A 14,639-nucleotide genomic window follows, 5' to 3' on the forward strand; every position below is an offset into this window, starting at 1 on the left:
CCATGGCACCCCATCTTGCGCGCAACCTGCTCCTCGTTGCGACGTTCGGCCTCTCTGGCTGCGCCGCCTTCTCGCCCGATAGCGGCATGAACGCGGTCTCCGACCTGACGAGCCAGACCATCAACAAGGACGTCGCCTTCGTGCGAACGCCCGAGGGCGCCGGCGCGGTCGACGCGCGCGTTCGCCAATTGCTCTCGCGGACATTGAACGCGGAGACGGCCGTCCAGATCGCGCTGCTCAACAACAAGGGGCTGCAAGCCGCCTACAACGAACTCGCACTCGCCGAGACCGATCTCGTCGAGCAGAGCCTGCCGCCCAATCCCGTCTTCTCGATCTCCCGGATTTCAGGCAATGGCGCCAGCGAGATCGAGCGTCAGGTGGTCGGCGACATCCTGGCGCTGGCGACCCTGCCATTCCGATCCGACATCGCCCGCGAGCGCTTCCGCCAGGCGCAATTGCGCGCGGCGCTGGCGACGCTGCGGCTCGCCGCCGATGTGCGCCGCGCCTATGTCCGCAGCGTTGCCGCCAACGAGATGGTGGTGCTGCTGACGGACGCGAAGGCGACGGCGGAATCGACCGCCCAGCTTGCGGTCAAGCTCGGCGAGACCGGCGCGCTCAACAAGCTCGACCAGGCCCGCGAGCAGGTATTCTACGCCGAGACCACCGCCGACCTCGCAGCCGCACGGCAGACCGCGGCGAGCGCCCGCGAGAGGCTCGCGCGCCTGATGGGGCTGTGGGACGACGGCCTGGACTTCCGTCTGCCCAACCAGTTGCCGCCATTGCCGCGCCGGCCGCAGGCATTGCCTTCGATCGAAGCCGACGCGGTTGCTCATCGCATCGACTTGCAGATCGCGCGGCTGGAGCTGACGGCGCTGGCGAAGTCGTTGAATCTCACCGAGGCGACGCGCTTCGTGACGCTGCTGGATCTCGCCGGAATATCCCGTCGCACCCAGGATCCGGAGGGCGCACCGTTCCGCGAGCGCGGCTTCGACGTGCAGTTCCAGATTCCGATCTTCGACGGCGGCGAGGTGCGGGTGCGGCAGGCGGCCGAGATCTACAATCTCGCCTTCAACCGTCTGACCGAGCGCGCCGTCAATGTGCGGTCCGAGGCGCGCGATGCCTACCGCACCTACCGGTCCGCATACGACATCGCCGGACACTACCAGCGCGAGATCCTGCCGCTGCGCAAGATCATCACCGAGGAGATGCAGCTCCGCTTCTCCAGCATGCAGGTCGACATCTTCGCGCTGCTTACCGAAGCACGGCAGCGGCTCGCGTCGCTGCGCGGCGCGATCGACGCCAGGCAGAAATTCTTTCTCGCCCAGTCCGACCTGCAAACCGCGGTCAATGGCGGCGGCGCGCCTGCGTCCGGGGGCGACAATTCGGCCACCATCGCCACGGCAGCACCTGCCGACGGAGGTCACTGACATGGAGGCCACGATGTTTTCCCGCCGAGGATTTTTGGGCACCGCCGCGCTTGCCAGCGCGTCCGCCGTCAGCGGCCGCGTGCAGGCCGCTTCGATTCCGGAAGCGCCTGTCATGGACAAGGTGGTGATGCAACCGCCGCTGCACCCGATCAGCGGGCCCGACTATCGCCCGGTCGTCACGCTGAACGGCTGGTCGCTGCCATTCCGCATGAACGGCGACTGGAAGGAATTCCATCTCGTCGCCGAACCGGTGGTGCGTGAGTTCGCCGAGGGCATGAAGGTCAATCTGTGGGGCTATAACGGCCAGTCGCCCGGCCCGACCATCGAGGCGGTAGAGGGCGACAGGGTCCGCATTTTCGTCACCAACAAGCTGCCCGAATACACCACCGTGCACTGGCACGGCATGATCATTCCGAGCGGCATGGACGGCGTCGGCGGACTGACCCAGCCGCACATCCAGCCCGGCAGGACCTTCGTCTACGAGTTCGAGATGAAGAAGAGCGGGACCTTCATGTACCACCCGCATTCCGACGAGATGGTTCAGATGGCGATGGGCATGATGGGCATGGTCGTGGTGCACCCGCGCGACCCGAGCTTCCGGCCCGTCGATCGCGACTTCGTGTTCGTGATGAGCACCTATCGCGTCGATCCCGGCACATACTTGCCGAAGGTCAACGAGATGACCGATTTCAACATGTGGACCTGGAATGCCCGGGTGTTTCCAGGCATCGATCCGTTGCCTGTGCGGCTCGGCGACAAGGTGCGCGTGCGCATCGGCAATCTCAGCATGACCAACCATCCGATCCATCTGCACGGCCACAGCTTTGCGGTGACCTGCACCGATGGCGGCTGGATTCCGGAGAGCGCGCAATATCCGGAGACGACGACGGACGTGCCGGTCGGCGCGGTGCGTGTGTTCGACGTGCTCGCCGACAATCCCGGCGACTGGGCGTTCCACTGCCACAAGTCGCACCACACCATGAATGCGATGGGCCACGACATGCGCAATTTGATCGGGGTGTCGCGCAAGGATCTCGCCAAGGCCGTCGGCAAGCTTGCCCCCGATGGCATGGCGATGGGCTCGACAGGCATGGCGATGGGCAACATGGAGATGCCCGCGCCCGACAACACGCTGCCGATGATGAGCGGCACCGGGCAGTTCGGCCCGATCGAGATGGGCGGCATGTTCACGGTGATGAAGATCCGCGAGGGCCTCGCGCGCGACGATTATCGCGATCCCGGCCCGTATCAATTTCCGCAAGGCACCGTCGCCTACGAGGTCGAGGCGCCCGATGCGGCGCCGGTACGGGAGTCGGGCAGGCCCTCGCACAAAATGAAGATGTGAAGGTTTTGATGAACCACGAACTGGAGACCAGGATGAAGACGATCAAACTCGCTTTGGCGCTGGTGGCGTTGCCGCTTGCGCCCGCGCTCGCCCATGAAAATCATGCGCACGAAACCTTTTCGGCCGGCGAGCCCGGCAATCCCAAAAGGCCCGCCCGCACCATCGAGATCGTGATGAACGAGATGGACTACACGCCCTCGCGGATCGAGGTCAAACGCGGCGAGCAGATCCGCTTCGTGCTGCGCAATGTCGGCAAGGAGGATCATGAATTCCTGCTCGCTACGCCCAAGGAAAATCTGGCGCACGCGGAGGTGATGAAAAAGCATCCGCACATGGAGCACGACGATCCCAACGGAGTGAGGCTCGCACCCAGCAAGACAGCCGAGATCCTCTGGAAATTCACCAAGGCCGGCACCTTCGAATTTTCCTGCCTGATCCCCGACCATCGCGACTACGGCATGGTCGGCCACGTCACCGTGAAGTAAGCGATGGAGCTTCCCATGATCCGCATCATTCGCCTCGCAACCGCTCTGGCGCTGACGCTGAGCTTTACCGCTGGAGCCCTGGCGGCGGGAGGCGCCGCGATCAGCGGCGAGGTCAGGAAAATCGACGAGGGCACCGGCAAGATCACGCTCAAGCATGGCCCGGCCAAGAGCCTCGGCATGGAGGAGCCCATGACCATGGTCTACCGCGTCAAGGATCCCGCTCTGCTCAAGCAGGTGAAGGTCGGCGACAAGGTCACCTTCGAGGCCGAGGAGGCGGCTTCGGGATATACGGTGACGAAAATGGAGAAGGCCAGGTAGGGACGCCCGGTCTTCCGGGCTCCCCGCCTCCCCGCACTCCTGCCGCACCCGCCGTTAACCCTTTGCTAACCATACACCCGGCAAGAATTGCCGAGTGAAGTCGAGTGTCGTCAGCCGCGTAGAACGGGAGGTCCCCCGTGGACGCCAGTGCGGTGCCTCACTTTCGGAACGGCGGCCCTTCGGCCGCCGCGCAGACAATTGGGGCGCGCGGACGGCACTCGCGCGGGGGAGCAGCTACCATGGTCGACGTCACCGCCGGACAGGGCGTAGGCAGCACGAACGCCGGCTTCCCCACCCTTGCCGAGGTCGGGAACATCCTCAAGCGCGGCGATATCGCGCTGGCGCTGGGCGTTCTCACCATCCTGGTGGTGCTGATCCTGCCGCTGCCCGCGATCGTGCTGGATCTGTTCCTGGCGATCTCGATCACGCTCTCGATCCTGATCCTGATGACGTCGCTGTTCATCCAGGCGCCGCTGGAATTTTCCGCCTTCCCGACCGTCCTGCTGATCTCGACCATGCTGCGCCTGTCGCTGAACATGGCCTCGACCCGCCTGATCCTGTCGCACGGCCACGAGGGCACGGCGGCCGCCGGTCACGTCATCGAAGCCTTCGGCAGCTTCGTGATGGGCGGCAATTTCGTCATCGGCATCATCGTCTTTGCCATCCTGATCATCGTCAATTTCATCGTCATCACCAAGGGTTCGGGCCGTATCGCCGAAGTCGCCGCCCGCTTCCACCTCGACGCCATGCCGGGCAAGCAGATGGCGATCGACGCCGACCTCGGCGCCGGCCTGATCGACGAGGCGACCGCCAAGCACCGCCGCAAGGAGCTGGAGGACGAAAGCGGCTTCTTCGGTGCCATGGACGGTGCTTCCAAGTTCGTCCGCGGTGACGCCATTGCCGGCCTGCTGATCGTCTTCATCAACGTCGTCGGCGGCATGATCATCGGCGTGGCGCAGCAGGGCATGTCGTTCGCCGACGCCGGTCGCAGCTACACGCTGCTGACGGTTGGTGACGGCCTCGTCACCCAGGTACCGGCGCTGATCGTCTCGACAGCGGCCGGCCTGCTCGTGTCCAAGGCCGGCGTCTCCGGCGCCGCCGACAAGGCGCTGATGAAGCAGTTCTCCGGCTACCCGCAGGCGCTTGCGATGTCCGCGGCGGTCATGCTGGTGCTGGCGGCCCTGCCCGGCATTCCGACCCTGCCCTTCCTCGCGCTCGGCGGCGGCGCCGGCTTCCTCGCCTGGAACGCGCGCAACCGCAACCGCGCGACCGCCCGGGCCGAACAGGTCGCCAAGTCCGCGCCCGCCGCCGGCACGCCCGGCGCGCCGGGCGCCGCCGCGGCGGAGGAGCCGATCTCCGCGGCGCTTAAGATCGACGACCTCAAGATCGAGCTCGGCTACGCGCTGCTGCCGCTGGTCAACGGCCCCGACGGCACCGATCGTCTCACCGAGCAGATCAAGGCGCTGCGGCGCTCGCTCGCGATCGAGATGGGCTTCGTGATGCCCGCCGTGCGCATCCTCGACAACGTCCAGCTCGAAGCCAACACCTACATCATCAAGATCAAGGAGGTCGACGCCGGCACCGGCAAGATCTGGCCGAACCAGTTCATGGTCATGGACCCCGGCGGCAGCCAGGTGCAGGTGCCCGGCATCCACACCACCGAGCCGACCTTCGGCCTGCCCGCGACCTGGGTCGACGCCAGCCTCAAGGAGGAGGCCTCGCTCAAGGGCTACACCGTCGTCGACGCCGCGACCGTGCTCTCGACCCATCTCACCGAACTGCTCAAGGCCAACATGTCGGACCTGCTCTCCTATGGCGAGGTCCAGAAGCTGCTCAAGGAGCTCCCGAAGGAGCAGGGCGAGCTGGTCAAGGACATCGTGCCCGGACAGGTCACGGTCTCCGGCATCCAGCGCGTGCTGCAGCTGCTGCTCGCCGAGCGCATCTCGATCCGCGACCTCTCGACCATCCTCGAAGGCATCGCCGACTCGCTCGCCTTCTCGCGCAATCCCGCCACCATGGTCGAGCACGTCCGCGCCCGCCTGGCCCGCCAGATCTGTGCGCAGAACACCTCCTACAGCGGTTACCTGCCGCTGATCGCGCTGTCGGCGCGCTGGGAACAAGCCTTCGCCGAATCCATTATCGGCCAGGGCGAGGAGCGCAGCCTCGCGATGCAGCCCTCGAAGCTGTCGGAGTTCATGACCGGCGTCCGCGAGGCGTTCGAGCGCGCCGCCCGCGAAGGCGAGTCGCCGGTGCTGGTCACCTCTGCGGCAATTCGTCCCTTCGTCCGCTCCCTGGTCGAGCGGTTCCGGGCCCAGACCACGGTGCTGTCGCAGGCCGAGATCCATCCGCGGGCGCGGTTGAAAACGGTCGGAAGCATCTGATTTGCCTTAAGAAGCCGTGTGTTTTTCGGCCACAGGCAAATGGTTTTTGAGTTCCGGGCGCCCTGTCGACCAAATGCCCACAGGGCCCGTGAGAGACAGATACAGCTTTGAAATAATTGCGAAATTGCACAACTAAGGAAGGATTCTGATCGCGGCTTTTCACGCCGCGTCACGCTCTTGTGATCGCCTCTTGGGAACGAATCCCCCCAATATTAGGTTGTTGGGCATCGGAAGTATGAACCTGCCTCAACAAGGCGGCGACTACTTCGGGTAGATGGCGGCAGGAGCCTTCCATGAACCACTCGATTTACAGCGCAGATCGCTCGACCCACCTGAAGATCGTGATAGTTGCGCTCGTTGCCGGCATCACGGTGGCGGGCTTCGGCATCACCGCGCGTACGGGTTCAGACGAAGGCTTGACCCAGACCGCTCGCGTCATGAAGGCCGGCAAGCCGGTTGCCATCACCAGCTCGAACGTTTCGCTCGTTCGCTAAGGAGACATGAGTTTCAGGAATTCACGCGGCTCTTTACCAGCCCCCCAAAGTCGCCACGTGGATATGTAGACGACCCCAACCCCAAGTCGACTACAGAAAGCGCCCGCCCCCCACGGGCGCTTTCTCATGTCTGGGGTATGGTGCGGCAATCTCCCCTCGTTTTCCCGGACGCGCTGTCAGCGCGCAACTGCATCATCCTGGTCATTGCGAGCGCAGCGAAGCAATCCAGATCCCTCCGCGGAAGACTCTGGATTGCTTCGCTGCGCTCGCAATGACGGAGTGTGGGGTTAGCACTGATCGCTTCATCGTTCGCATCTTTACCGCTGACATACGTTCGCCCTCTCGCGGCTCATCTCGCCCGAGCTTTGCCCATCATTTCACCCTCGATTGAAAGAGGGCGCAGGGAAGACCGGGTGCCGGCCGGGCACCCACGGTCCACTGTGCGAAAGGTGGCAACAAGAATTTGCACAGCGGCATACAGGTGAAGCCAAACATCCGGCCTTCCCTGCGCAGTGGTCTTACGGCTTATGTCGTACTCTCCTCGGGGAGCGATGCACTATTGCCCCCGTCGCCTTGCGGCTGACGATGCGCGCGCCCGGTCGGGCCGCCACATCACCGCAACGCTTGACGCCAGCCTGCGGGCGCCAGGACCACACGATTTTGCCGTACGCAGATCACACTGGTCGTGCGTGCGATGCGCCTCGCTCACGGTTTCCCGCCCTGCGATCACCGTCGCACCAGTGTGGCCCACGTCCACCGCCGCCCGGCCCGCGTTCGTGACGATCGCGATACGCCCCTCTTCCTTGGGCCGGGTTGAAGCGACACATACGCCGTTTCCGAATTTCGGTAAAGTGGAATATTTTTGGTGAAGCAAGTTGACCCGATGATTGGGTGTTTTGCCCGTCGGGCAACGCAAGGGCTTGTGGCTGGCCAACCCGCCGAACGGGTCTCGATCAGCCGCCTCGATGTCAAATGCCTGCAACTGGAAGCAAAGCTGACGGTCAGCGAACTACACTGCAAGATCAGCTACGGGCCAGGAACGGATTGGCTTGCCGCCGCAGCGGCGGTCGCTGCATATTTCGTGTAGAACTCGGCGACCCGGCCGCGCCACATGCCGACGAACGCCTCCGACGTCACGTTGTCCACCGATTTCCAGGCGCGCTTGAACGCCGGAAGCGCATTGCCCCATATTGCGCGTTTGCACCACCTCTCACCCTTCTCCTTGCCCTCGCTGGTGGCGCACATTGATTTCCAGGCGGTGCGAGCAGGCCGGCTGATGTGCTCGGCGGCACCTTCCCAGCCCTGCTGATGGATCAGGTAAAGATCACTCATGTCCGGCGTCCGGTGCGTGATCCACCCGAATTGGACGCCTTCGGTCATGATTTTGTAGGCGGCCGCAACGGCGTTGTCCCGTGGATTGCGAATCTGCCCGAAGCCGAACTTCCCGAACTCATATTGGCTCAGCTGAAACAGGCCGATATACGATCCGGTGCGTTGATTGGGGTTGAAACCGGATTCGATCTTGGCAACCGCCATCATGAAATTGAAATCGAGACCAAACGCGTCGGACGCGCGTTTGATCTCTTCGGCGGGCGTTCCGACCGGAATGTCCTTCAACGCACGCAAGACGATCTCCGCCGGTTTCTCGGCGGGCGGCAGTTCGGACCAGACGTAGTAGATGAGATAACGGAAATCCGGCGTCGACGCCGCTTTCGGAGCACCATCGGACACATCGCGCGCTGGCGGCAGCGACTGGACGATGTCATCTCCCAACGACGCCAATTTCGGCCCGACGGGATGATCGGCGATCTCGGCTCCGGCGCTCAACGGCGCGGAGCTTGCTGACGTCACTGCGTCAAGCTCTGCTCGTCCTGCCCGAAGCGCTGCCGCGAGCCTGGCGGATGCCTCCGCGTACAGCGCGGGCGTCACCATGTTCGCAGGAGTCACAATGTTGGCGGGAGCCGCCACGTTCGCAGATGCTGCAAAGTTCGCTGCCGCTTCCCGCATGACATCCGGCGCCGTCGCAGCCGATCTGTTTCCGGCGGCCAGATAGAGTCCCACGGATGCGATGACACCCACGACGCAGCTGGTCTGCCAAACCTTCATGGCCCGAAGTCCACGGATCGCTGCTGTACGAAGGGGGTTCGCATGTTTCCATAGGGCCTGTGGTCAGCCTCCTTCGTAAAATCTTAAGGTTTAAATGTGGTGAACGAGAGCAGGCTTCTGCCTCGCCGCTCATCGGACCTGTCCCGCTTTGGGTCAAAGCGGTCGTTCGGGGGAGACATGCATGAGGTCGCCGATGGGCCACAAACCGATGCGGATTGACCGACAGGCTGAGTTTTTTCCCGTCGGGCAACGCAAAGGCTTGTGGCTGGGCACCCCCGAACAAGTCGCGGTCAGCCGTCTCCATGTCAGATTTCCAGAATTGGAATCAAAGCTGCCCCGTCAACGAACCGCACTGCAAGGTCAGCTACGGGCAGTCACGACGACGAAACCCGACCCCTCCTCCATCTACAACCCCAGACACATGGGGCGATGACGGAGGAGGGATGTCGTCACGACCTGATGAACGAGAGCAGATCGGGGTTGAGGACATCCGCATGCGTCGTCAGCATGCCATGGGGATAACCGGGATAGGTCTTCAGCGAGCCGTTCTTGAGCAGATTGACCGCACGCGGCACGGCACTCGCAAAGGGGACTACTTGATCGGCCTCGCCATGCATCACGAGCACCGGCACGGTGATCCTCTTGAGGTCTTCGGTATAATCTTCAAGCCAGGAGTCGACAGTGGCGTAGTGGGCAAGGGCACCGCCGGCCATGCCCTGGCGCCACCAATTCGCGATGATAGCCTCCGATGGCTTCGCTCCGTCCAGGTTGTAGCCGTAGAACGGATTCTCAGGAACGAAACGGTAGAACTCCGACCGGTTGCCCAGCACGCCTGCCCGGATCGCTTCGAACCACTCCGGCGGTTGACCGGACGGGTTGTCCTCGCTCCGGTACATGTTCGGCGTCAGGGATGCGACCAGTACCGCCTTCGCGACGCGCGCCTGGTGGCGGGCGACATAGCGAGCCACCTCACCGCCACCTGTGGAGTGGCCGATGTGGATCGCGTCGCGCAGGTTGAGATGCTCGGTCAGGGCAGCGAGGTCGGCAACCCAGTGGTCCATGTCGTTGCCGGTGCTGGGCTGATCGGACCGGCCGTGGCCGCGACGGTCGTGGGCAATCACACGGTAGCCGTGGCGAAGGAAGAACGTCATCTGGACATCCCAGTCGTCCGCCGTCAGCGGCCAACCGTGGCTGAAAACGATGGGCCGACCTGATCCCCAATCCTTGTAGAAGATGTTTACGCCGTCTGTCGTCGTGATCGTGGCCATCGAGTAGCTCCATCTGTGCTGTTGGACATTTTATTGAAGATGGCGGTCAATTGATCCATTGAGCCACGCGTGACTCAATTTTCGGGCGTTTTCGAATTAAAGGCCCCGGCGAGCCCTTGCCTTCAACACCCGATCGCCGACGCGCTATCAACCGAATTGGCGCGACAGTATTCGACGGTCCTGCGCATTTGTGCGCGCTTCCTGCTGAATGATCGCGCTGCTCGGTCCACGGCAGAAGACGATGCTGGCTTTCGTACTCGACATTGCTGTTTGTCCCTTCTCGGTTTGCGTGCGAAACGGTAAATCCCGCTTTGGCCGCTGACCAAGACCTTGTACGCTTCGAGCTATGCCTGGAAGATATACGAGGGACCATGGAGCTCCGGCACCTGCGCTATTTCGTTGCCGTCGCTGAAGAAGGCAGCCTGCTGACCGCGGCCGAGCGGCGACTGCACACGTCCCAGCCATCGCTGAGCCGGCAGATCCGCGATCTGGAAACCGAGATCGGCGTTCAGTTATTGGAGCGTCAGGCGCGCGGCGTGGCGCTGACCGCCGCCGGACGCGTGTTTCTCGATCATGCGCGGCTGGCGCTTCTGCAGGTCGAGGCGGCAACGGAAGGCGCCCGGCAGACGGCGCAACCGCAAAGGCCGGTCCTCTCCATGGGGTTTCTCGTCGGGCTGGAGGTGATGTGGCTCCCCCAGCTGCTGCGCATCCTCCGCGAGGAAGCCCCCGATGTTGACGTGACGCTCAGCACGCAGTCGTCGCCAGAACTTGCGCTCGCATTGATGCGGGGAAAGCTGGACATCGCATTCCTTCGCCCCGAGAAGGACAACGAGGGCGTCGTGTTCAAGATCTTGGCGAAGGAGCCCTTGATTGCCGTGCTGCCGGCCGAACACCGCCTGGCATCGCGGAAGAAGATTCGTCCGCAGGATCTCGCCCGCGAGATCTATGTCAGCTCGGCAAGAACGTCGCCGGTTTTGCAGGAGGTCATCCAGAACTACGCATCGCGGGTCGGTATTACCCTCAAAGCGAAGTACGAAGGCGAAAACATCTCATCGGCTATGTCGCTCGTGGCCTCCACGGGCGGAATCAGCCTCGTACCCCTTTATGCGCAGAACATGCTGGCACCGAACGTCGTCGCCAGAGCGCTCGATGGCGGCACGCCAACGGTCGATCTGGCGCTGGGATACAGTCGGATAAATCCGTCGCCCTTGCTGCGCCGTCTTTTATCCCGCACGGATGAACTGGTCGCAAACGTCCAGAACCAGAGCCTCATCCGCTACGTTGAAGCTCAATAGCTGGCGGCGTTCGACTTCGGGGCAGAAGGCTGATGATGGGACAATTTGTTATCAAGTGTCGGCCTTGAGGCCAATTGCAGAAGCCTGCGGAAAGTTTGGGCGGCGGCACGATTGAATTCTATTTCGACGAATGGGCCCGTTCGATATGTCAGCGTGACGGGCTATGGCAAAACCCGGGGCTTCGACGCCCTATATGAAGAACTGGAAAAGAACACTGGCTGGAAGATCAAGCGCGGCGCCGATGGCCGCCCACAAGCCCGCAAACCCGGCACCGAGCACGACGATACGCGCCATGTCCGCTGACTTCGCTTTCCGATGAAAATCCTGCGACCTGCCCGCGCGGTCAATATGGGCAATCACCCCGCGCGACCGACTGTGGCGGGTGCCAGGCTGCTGCACAAATTCGCAGCTCAGGCCTCGCGCAGTTCCGACGGCGTCGCGCCGAAGCGCTTGCGGAAGGCGCGGTTGAAATAGGACAGGTCAGAGAAGCCGGAGGAATGCGCGATGTCACTGATCTTGCGCGCCCGCGCGCGGGGATCGCCGAGCAGTTTTCGCGCCAGGAGAAGGCGCTGCTCGAGCACGAATTCGGTGAAGGTCGTGCCGGCCTGCTCGAACAGACGCTGGGCCTGACGCGGGCTGAGCCCAGAGCGCGTCGCGACCTCGGAGAGGCAGAGATCGTTGCGCCCGAGCGCGGCCATCACGTCGGCGCGCATGAGATCGAGACGCGCCGCCGCGTGTCCGCGCCCGCGTGCGAGACTGGCATGCTCGGCATCGGTGCCGAGCAGGAGACCGACGAGATCGACCATGTGCTGCGCGGTCAGGCGCTGGCCGACGGCGTCCAGATGCGGCGCGTGGTTGGCGGCGAGCGCATGATAGCGGAAGATCGTCTCGGCGAGCGCCCCGTCGGAGAGCGGCTGCGACAGCTTGTCCTCGGCACGCGGATTGATGTCGAGCAGCGCGCGGCGCGGCATGCGGATGCTGGTGAAGCGGTCTTCCTCGGTGTGGCCGACGGTACCGGTGACGCCCATGTCGACGAGCACCATCTGCGCGGGCGCAAGCTCCACGGTATGGCCGTTCTGCGCGACACAGACGAGGCCGGCATGGGCCGCGATCAGGACGAGATCGTCGCTGCCGTCGGCCAGCCCGCCTTGCGTGCGCGAATATTGCGCCGAGGCGCCTTCCGGAATGGCCAGCGCGATGTTGTCGACCACACTGACCTGAAGCCGGCAATCGATGCTGTCGCCATGGCTCGGCCCGATGTCGAGGCCGCAGGACCCGAAGGCCCGCTCGCGCCAATGTTCGAAGGCCGGACCGTTCGGCAGGCCTGCATATTGGTGGACGAAGATGCCCGGCGTCCTTGCTGCATCCATCTGAGTTCTAGCCCCTCTCCGGCACCATGAACGTCGGCACCGACTGCAAATTCCGGGCATTTGACGCCGCGAAATGGATGCAGGTTCAAATCCGGGGCGGATTCAGTGAGGCTTGTCGGGATGCGACGGCAAGATGGACCGTGGCGACAGCTTTGCGCGCTTATCGTAGCCCAGATGGAGCACCGGGCTACGACATCAGGACACCTATTTCTTTGCGGGCGCCTGCGGCTGAGACGGGGGCACGGTCTCGATCAGCTTGCCGGAAAACACCGGCGCCGAAGTCGGCTGGCCATTGGGCGAGCCGCCGGCCTGCTCGACGGTGACGGCGTAGGTTGCGCCGTTGACGACGTCGGCATCGTAGGAGCCGAGCACCGGACGCGCGGTGAAATCGTCCGACCCGATCACGCCGAGCGAACGCGGACGCGGCAGCTTGTCGGAGATCAGCCAGAGCTCGAAGCTCTTGCCGGGCTCCGGCGTCGCGCCGACCTTGCGCACGGTAAAGTTTTTGGTGGTGCCGTCGATGGTGAGAATGAAGGCGGGGCCGCCGCCCTGGCCCTGCAACAGCGCGACATATTGCGACGACGCCGTGAGCGGCGCCGGCGTCTTCACCTCGACCCTCTGGATGCGCGGTGCGGGACGCAAGCCGCCCGGCAGCGCGTCGGGCTGGAAGATCTGAAGCGACAGCGTCACCAGCAGCGCGGCCGCGAGCGCACCTGCGGCGGATGCGATCGTCCGCCAGCGCTTCACCCGGCTCTCGAGATAGACCACGTTGGTGTTGTCGGCGGCCGGCGCCTGCGGCGTACGCACGACTTCAGGATCAGGCGCGTGGACCTGCGGCATGAAGATCGGCGTGACGTCGGAGAGCGCCTCGGACGCCGGTCGCGTTATCTGATCCTGTTCGGGAGGCTGCGGCTCAGAAGGCTGCGGCTCCGGTTGCGGTGTGCCGTCCAATGACGACTGCGGCAGCGCAGCGTCGAGCGAGGAAAACTCCGGTGCGGGTGGCGGCGATGGCGATGCTTCCGAAAGCGCAGGCGGCTCCTGCGCGAAGGCCGTGCGCGCAAGCTCCAGCCTGATGTTCTCCCACACGATCGGACGCGGCTCGATCGAGCCGACCATCTGGTTGAGGACGCTGAGCCGGAAGGCCCACCCCTGCACGATGTCGGCGAACGCCTTGTCCACCGCCATCATGGTCTCGACCTGCGCGCGCTCGTCGGCGTCGAGCGTACCGAGCGCATATTCCGCGGCGAGCGCGATATGGTCCTCCGTGTAGGCCATCACATGCGGTCCAGAACCACCCTCACAACAGAAACCCTCATAGTCCAAGGCACTCGCGAATATCCAACATGCTGCGCCGCAGCCACGTCTTCACCGTGTTGACGGGCGCTGCAAATTTCTCCGCCAGCTGCTCGCGGCTCCAGCCGTTGTAATAGGCGAGAAGCACCAGCCTCTGACGGTCCGGCTCAAGCCGGCCGATGCATTCCAGCAGCCGCTTCAACTCCTCGGTCATCTCTCTCCGCGCCAGCGGATCGGGGCTGTCGCTCGCGACCTCCATCGCCTGCGGCTCTTCCTCGATGGAGACTTCCGTCTTCTTGCGGACGATGTCGATGGCGCGGTTGCGCGCGATCGACGCCATCCATGTGATCGGCGACGACAAAGCCGGATTGAACTGGCCGGCGCTGTTCCAGATCTTGACGTAGGTCTCCTGAATGACCTCCTCCGAGAGATCCTGCCGGCGCAAGATACGGAGCACGACGCCGTAGAGTTTCGCGCGCGTGGCGACGTAAAGGCGCTCGAACGCGGCCTGATCGCCCTTCGCCACCGCCTCTATCAGCCCGACCAGCTCTGCTGGCGTCAGCATTCAGCCCCCAATGCGCCCCATCGCCGTTTTCTCCCTCTCCCCGCCTGCGGGGAGAGGGTTGGGGTGAGGGGGAGCCTCCGCAAGAGAGCTTGCAGACGGATTCGCGGAGAGTCCCCCTCACCCGGATCGCATCTTGCGATGCGATCCGACCTCTCCCCGCAAGCGGGGCGAGGTGAACCAACCACTACCATAGCGCGCGGCAAAGCCCGTCACCAAGGGGCCGGGCGCCACGCTGTGGATAGCAGATGCGAAAACCCGGACCTTGCGGGTCCGGGTTTTGCAGATTTTTGCA

General features: G+C 63.9%; 13 protein-coding genes. 8 read left to right on the forward strand and 5 right to left on the reverse strand.

The genetic code is table 11. The features are described 5' to 3' along the window. Positions 1 to 2 precede the first annotated feature (2 nt). The 6 genes from FNV92_RS28960 (at position 3) to FNV92_RS28985 (ending at position 6,450) form a co-directional block, all read left to right on the forward strand. A complete protein-coding gene (locus FNV92_RS28960) occupies positions 3 to 1,427 on the forward strand; it encodes a TolC family protein (RefSeq protein ID WP_143843546.1) in 1,425 nt (474 codons plus the stop codon). 13 nt (positions 1,428 to 1,440) lie between these two features. Continuing rightward, complete coding sequence (locus tag FNV92_RS28965; protein WP_143843545.1) at positions 1,441 to 2,772, forward strand: copper oxidase; 1,332 nt, start codon at positions 1,441 to 1,443, stop codon at positions 2,770 to 2,772. Between the two features lie 32 nt (positions 2,773 to 2,804). Further along, a complete protein-coding gene (locus FNV92_RS28970) occupies positions 2,805 to 3,257 on the forward strand; it encodes a cupredoxin domain-containing protein (RefSeq protein ID WP_168213513.1) in 453 nt (150 codons plus the stop codon). Positions 3,258 to 3,272: 15 nt separating this feature from the next. Continuing rightward, positions 3,273 to 3,575 (forward strand): copper-binding protein, encoded by a 303-nt coding sequence (locus FNV92_RS28975; RefSeq protein WP_168213512.1) that lies wholly within the window; start codon positions 3,273 to 3,275, stop codon positions 3,573 to 3,575. A gap of 239 nt (positions 3,576 to 3,814) precedes the next feature. Beyond that, positions 3,815 to 5,956, forward strand: coding sequence for a flagellar biosynthesis protein FlhA (flhA, locus tag FNV92_RS28980; RefSeq protein WP_168213511.1), 2,142 nt, complete (start codon positions 3,815 to 3,817; stop codon positions 5,954 to 5,956). Between the two features lie 293 nt (positions 5,957 to 6,249). Beyond that, entirely contained in the window at positions 6,250 to 6,450 is a 201-nt protein-coding gene (locus tag FNV92_RS28985) for a hypothetical protein (RefSeq protein WP_143843541.1), read from the forward strand. Between the two features lie 1,026 nt (positions 6,451 to 7,476). Here FNV92_RS28985 and FNV92_RS28990 read toward each other — a convergent pair. After that, on the reverse strand, positions 7,477 to 8,556 hold the full coding sequence (locus FNV92_RS28990; protein ID WP_143843540.1) for a transglycosylase SLT domain-containing protein: 1,080 nt from the start codon (positions 8,554 to 8,556) through the stop codon (positions 7,477 to 7,479). 449 nt (positions 8,557 to 9,005) lie between these two features. After that, positions 9,006 to 9,824 carry an alpha/beta fold hydrolase gene (locus tag FNV92_RS28995; protein ID WP_143843539.1) on the reverse strand — a complete coding sequence of 273 codons (819 nt, stop codon included), beginning with the start codon at positions 9,822 to 9,824 and terminating at the stop codon, positions 9,006 to 9,008. 371 nt (positions 9,825 to 10,195) lie between these two features. On the opposite strand from FNV92_RS28995, the gene FNV92_RS29000 reads away from it, so the two are divergent. Next, positions 10,196 to 11,119 (forward strand): LysR substrate-binding domain-containing protein, encoded by a 924-nt coding sequence (locus FNV92_RS29000; RefSeq protein WP_143843538.1) that lies wholly within the window; start codon positions 10,196 to 10,198, stop codon positions 11,117 to 11,119. 153 nt (positions 11,120 to 11,272) lie between these two features. Then, the gene (locus FNV92_RS29005) at positions 11,273 to 11,422 is read left to right on the forward strand and encodes a hypothetical protein (RefSeq protein ID WP_168213225.1); all 150 of its coding nucleotides are present in this window, start codon (positions 11,273 to 11,275) and stop codon (positions 11,420 to 11,422) included. Between the two features lie 107 nt (positions 11,423 to 11,529). Here the strand turns inward: FNV92_RS29005 and FNV92_RS29010 are convergent, their stop codons facing one another. The 3 genes from FNV92_RS29010 to FNV92_RS29020 all read right to left on the reverse strand — a co-directional run bounded on the left by FNV92_RS29010 (position 11,530) and on the right by FNV92_RS29020 (position 14,347). Further along, positions 11,530 to 12,489: a helix-turn-helix transcriptional regulator gene (locus tag FNV92_RS29010; protein ID WP_143843537.1), complete on the reverse strand. Its 960-nt coding sequence runs from the start codon at positions 12,487 to 12,489 to the stop codon at positions 11,530 to 11,532. Between the two features lie 204 nt (positions 12,490 to 12,693). Beyond that, positions 12,694 to 13,764: an anti-sigma factor gene (locus FNV92_RS29015; protein ID WP_143843536.1), complete on the reverse strand. Its 1,071-nt coding sequence runs from the start codon at positions 13,762 to 13,764 to the stop codon at positions 12,694 to 12,696. Positions 13,765 to 13,801: 37 nt separating this feature from the next. Next, positions 13,802 to 14,347, reverse strand: a complete 546-nt coding sequence (locus tag FNV92_RS29020; RefSeq protein WP_143843535.1) for a sigma-70 family RNA polymerase sigma factor — start codon at positions 14,345 to 14,347, stop codon at positions 13,802 to 13,804. Positions 14,348 to 14,639: the final 292 nt, after the last annotated feature.

The organism is Bradyrhizobium cosmicum (assembly GCF_007290395.2).
GTDB lineage: Bacteria > Pseudomonadota > Alphaproteobacteria > Rhizobiales > Xanthobacteraceae > Bradyrhizobium > Bradyrhizobium cosmicum.

Coding starts and splice junctions, on each gene's coding strand:
- flhA (WP_168213511.1), top strand. CDS start 3,815: ATGGTCGACGTCACCGCCGGACAGGGCGTAGGCAGCACGAACGCCGGC.
- FNV92_RS28975 (WP_168213512.1), top strand. CDS start 3,273: ATGATCCGCATCATTCGCCTCGCAACCGCTCTGGCGCTGACGCTGAGC.
- FNV92_RS28965 (WP_143843545.1), top strand. CDS start 1,441: ATGTTTTCCCGCCGAGGATTTTTGGGCACCGCCGCGCTTGCCAGCGCG.
- FNV92_RS28990 (WP_143843540.1), bottom strand. CDS start 8,556: ATGAAGGTTTGGCAGACCAGCTGCGTCGTGGGTGTCATCGCATCCGTG.
- FNV92_RS28995 (WP_143843539.1), bottom strand. CDS start 9,824: ATGGCCACGATCACGACGACAGACGGCGTAAACATCTTCTACAAGGAT.
- FNV92_RS29020 (WP_143843535.1), bottom strand. CDS start 14,347: ATGCTGACGCCAGCAGAGCTGGTCGGGCTGATAGAGGCGGTGGCGAAG.
- FNV92_RS28960 (WP_143843546.1), top strand. CDS start 3: ATGGCACCCCATCTTGCGCGCAACCTGCTCCTCGTTGCGACGTTCGGC.
- FNV92_RS29010 (WP_143843537.1), bottom strand. CDS start 12,489: ATGGATGCAGCAAGGACGCCGGGCATCTTCGTCCACCAATATGCAGGC.
- FNV92_RS28970 (WP_168213513.1), top strand. CDS start 2,805: ATGAAGACGATCAAACTCGCTTTGGCGCTGGTGGCGTTGCCGCTTGCG.
- FNV92_RS28985 (WP_143843541.1), top strand. CDS start 6,250: ATGAACCACTCGATTTACAGCGCAGATCGCTCGACCCACCTGAAGATC.
- FNV92_RS29000 (WP_143843538.1), top strand. CDS start 10,196: ATGGAGCTCCGGCACCTGCGCTATTTCGTTGCCGTCGCTGAAGAAGGC.
- FNV92_RS29015 (WP_143843536.1), bottom strand. CDS start 13,764: ATGGCCTACACGGAGGACCATATCGCGCTCGCCGCGGAATATGCGCTC.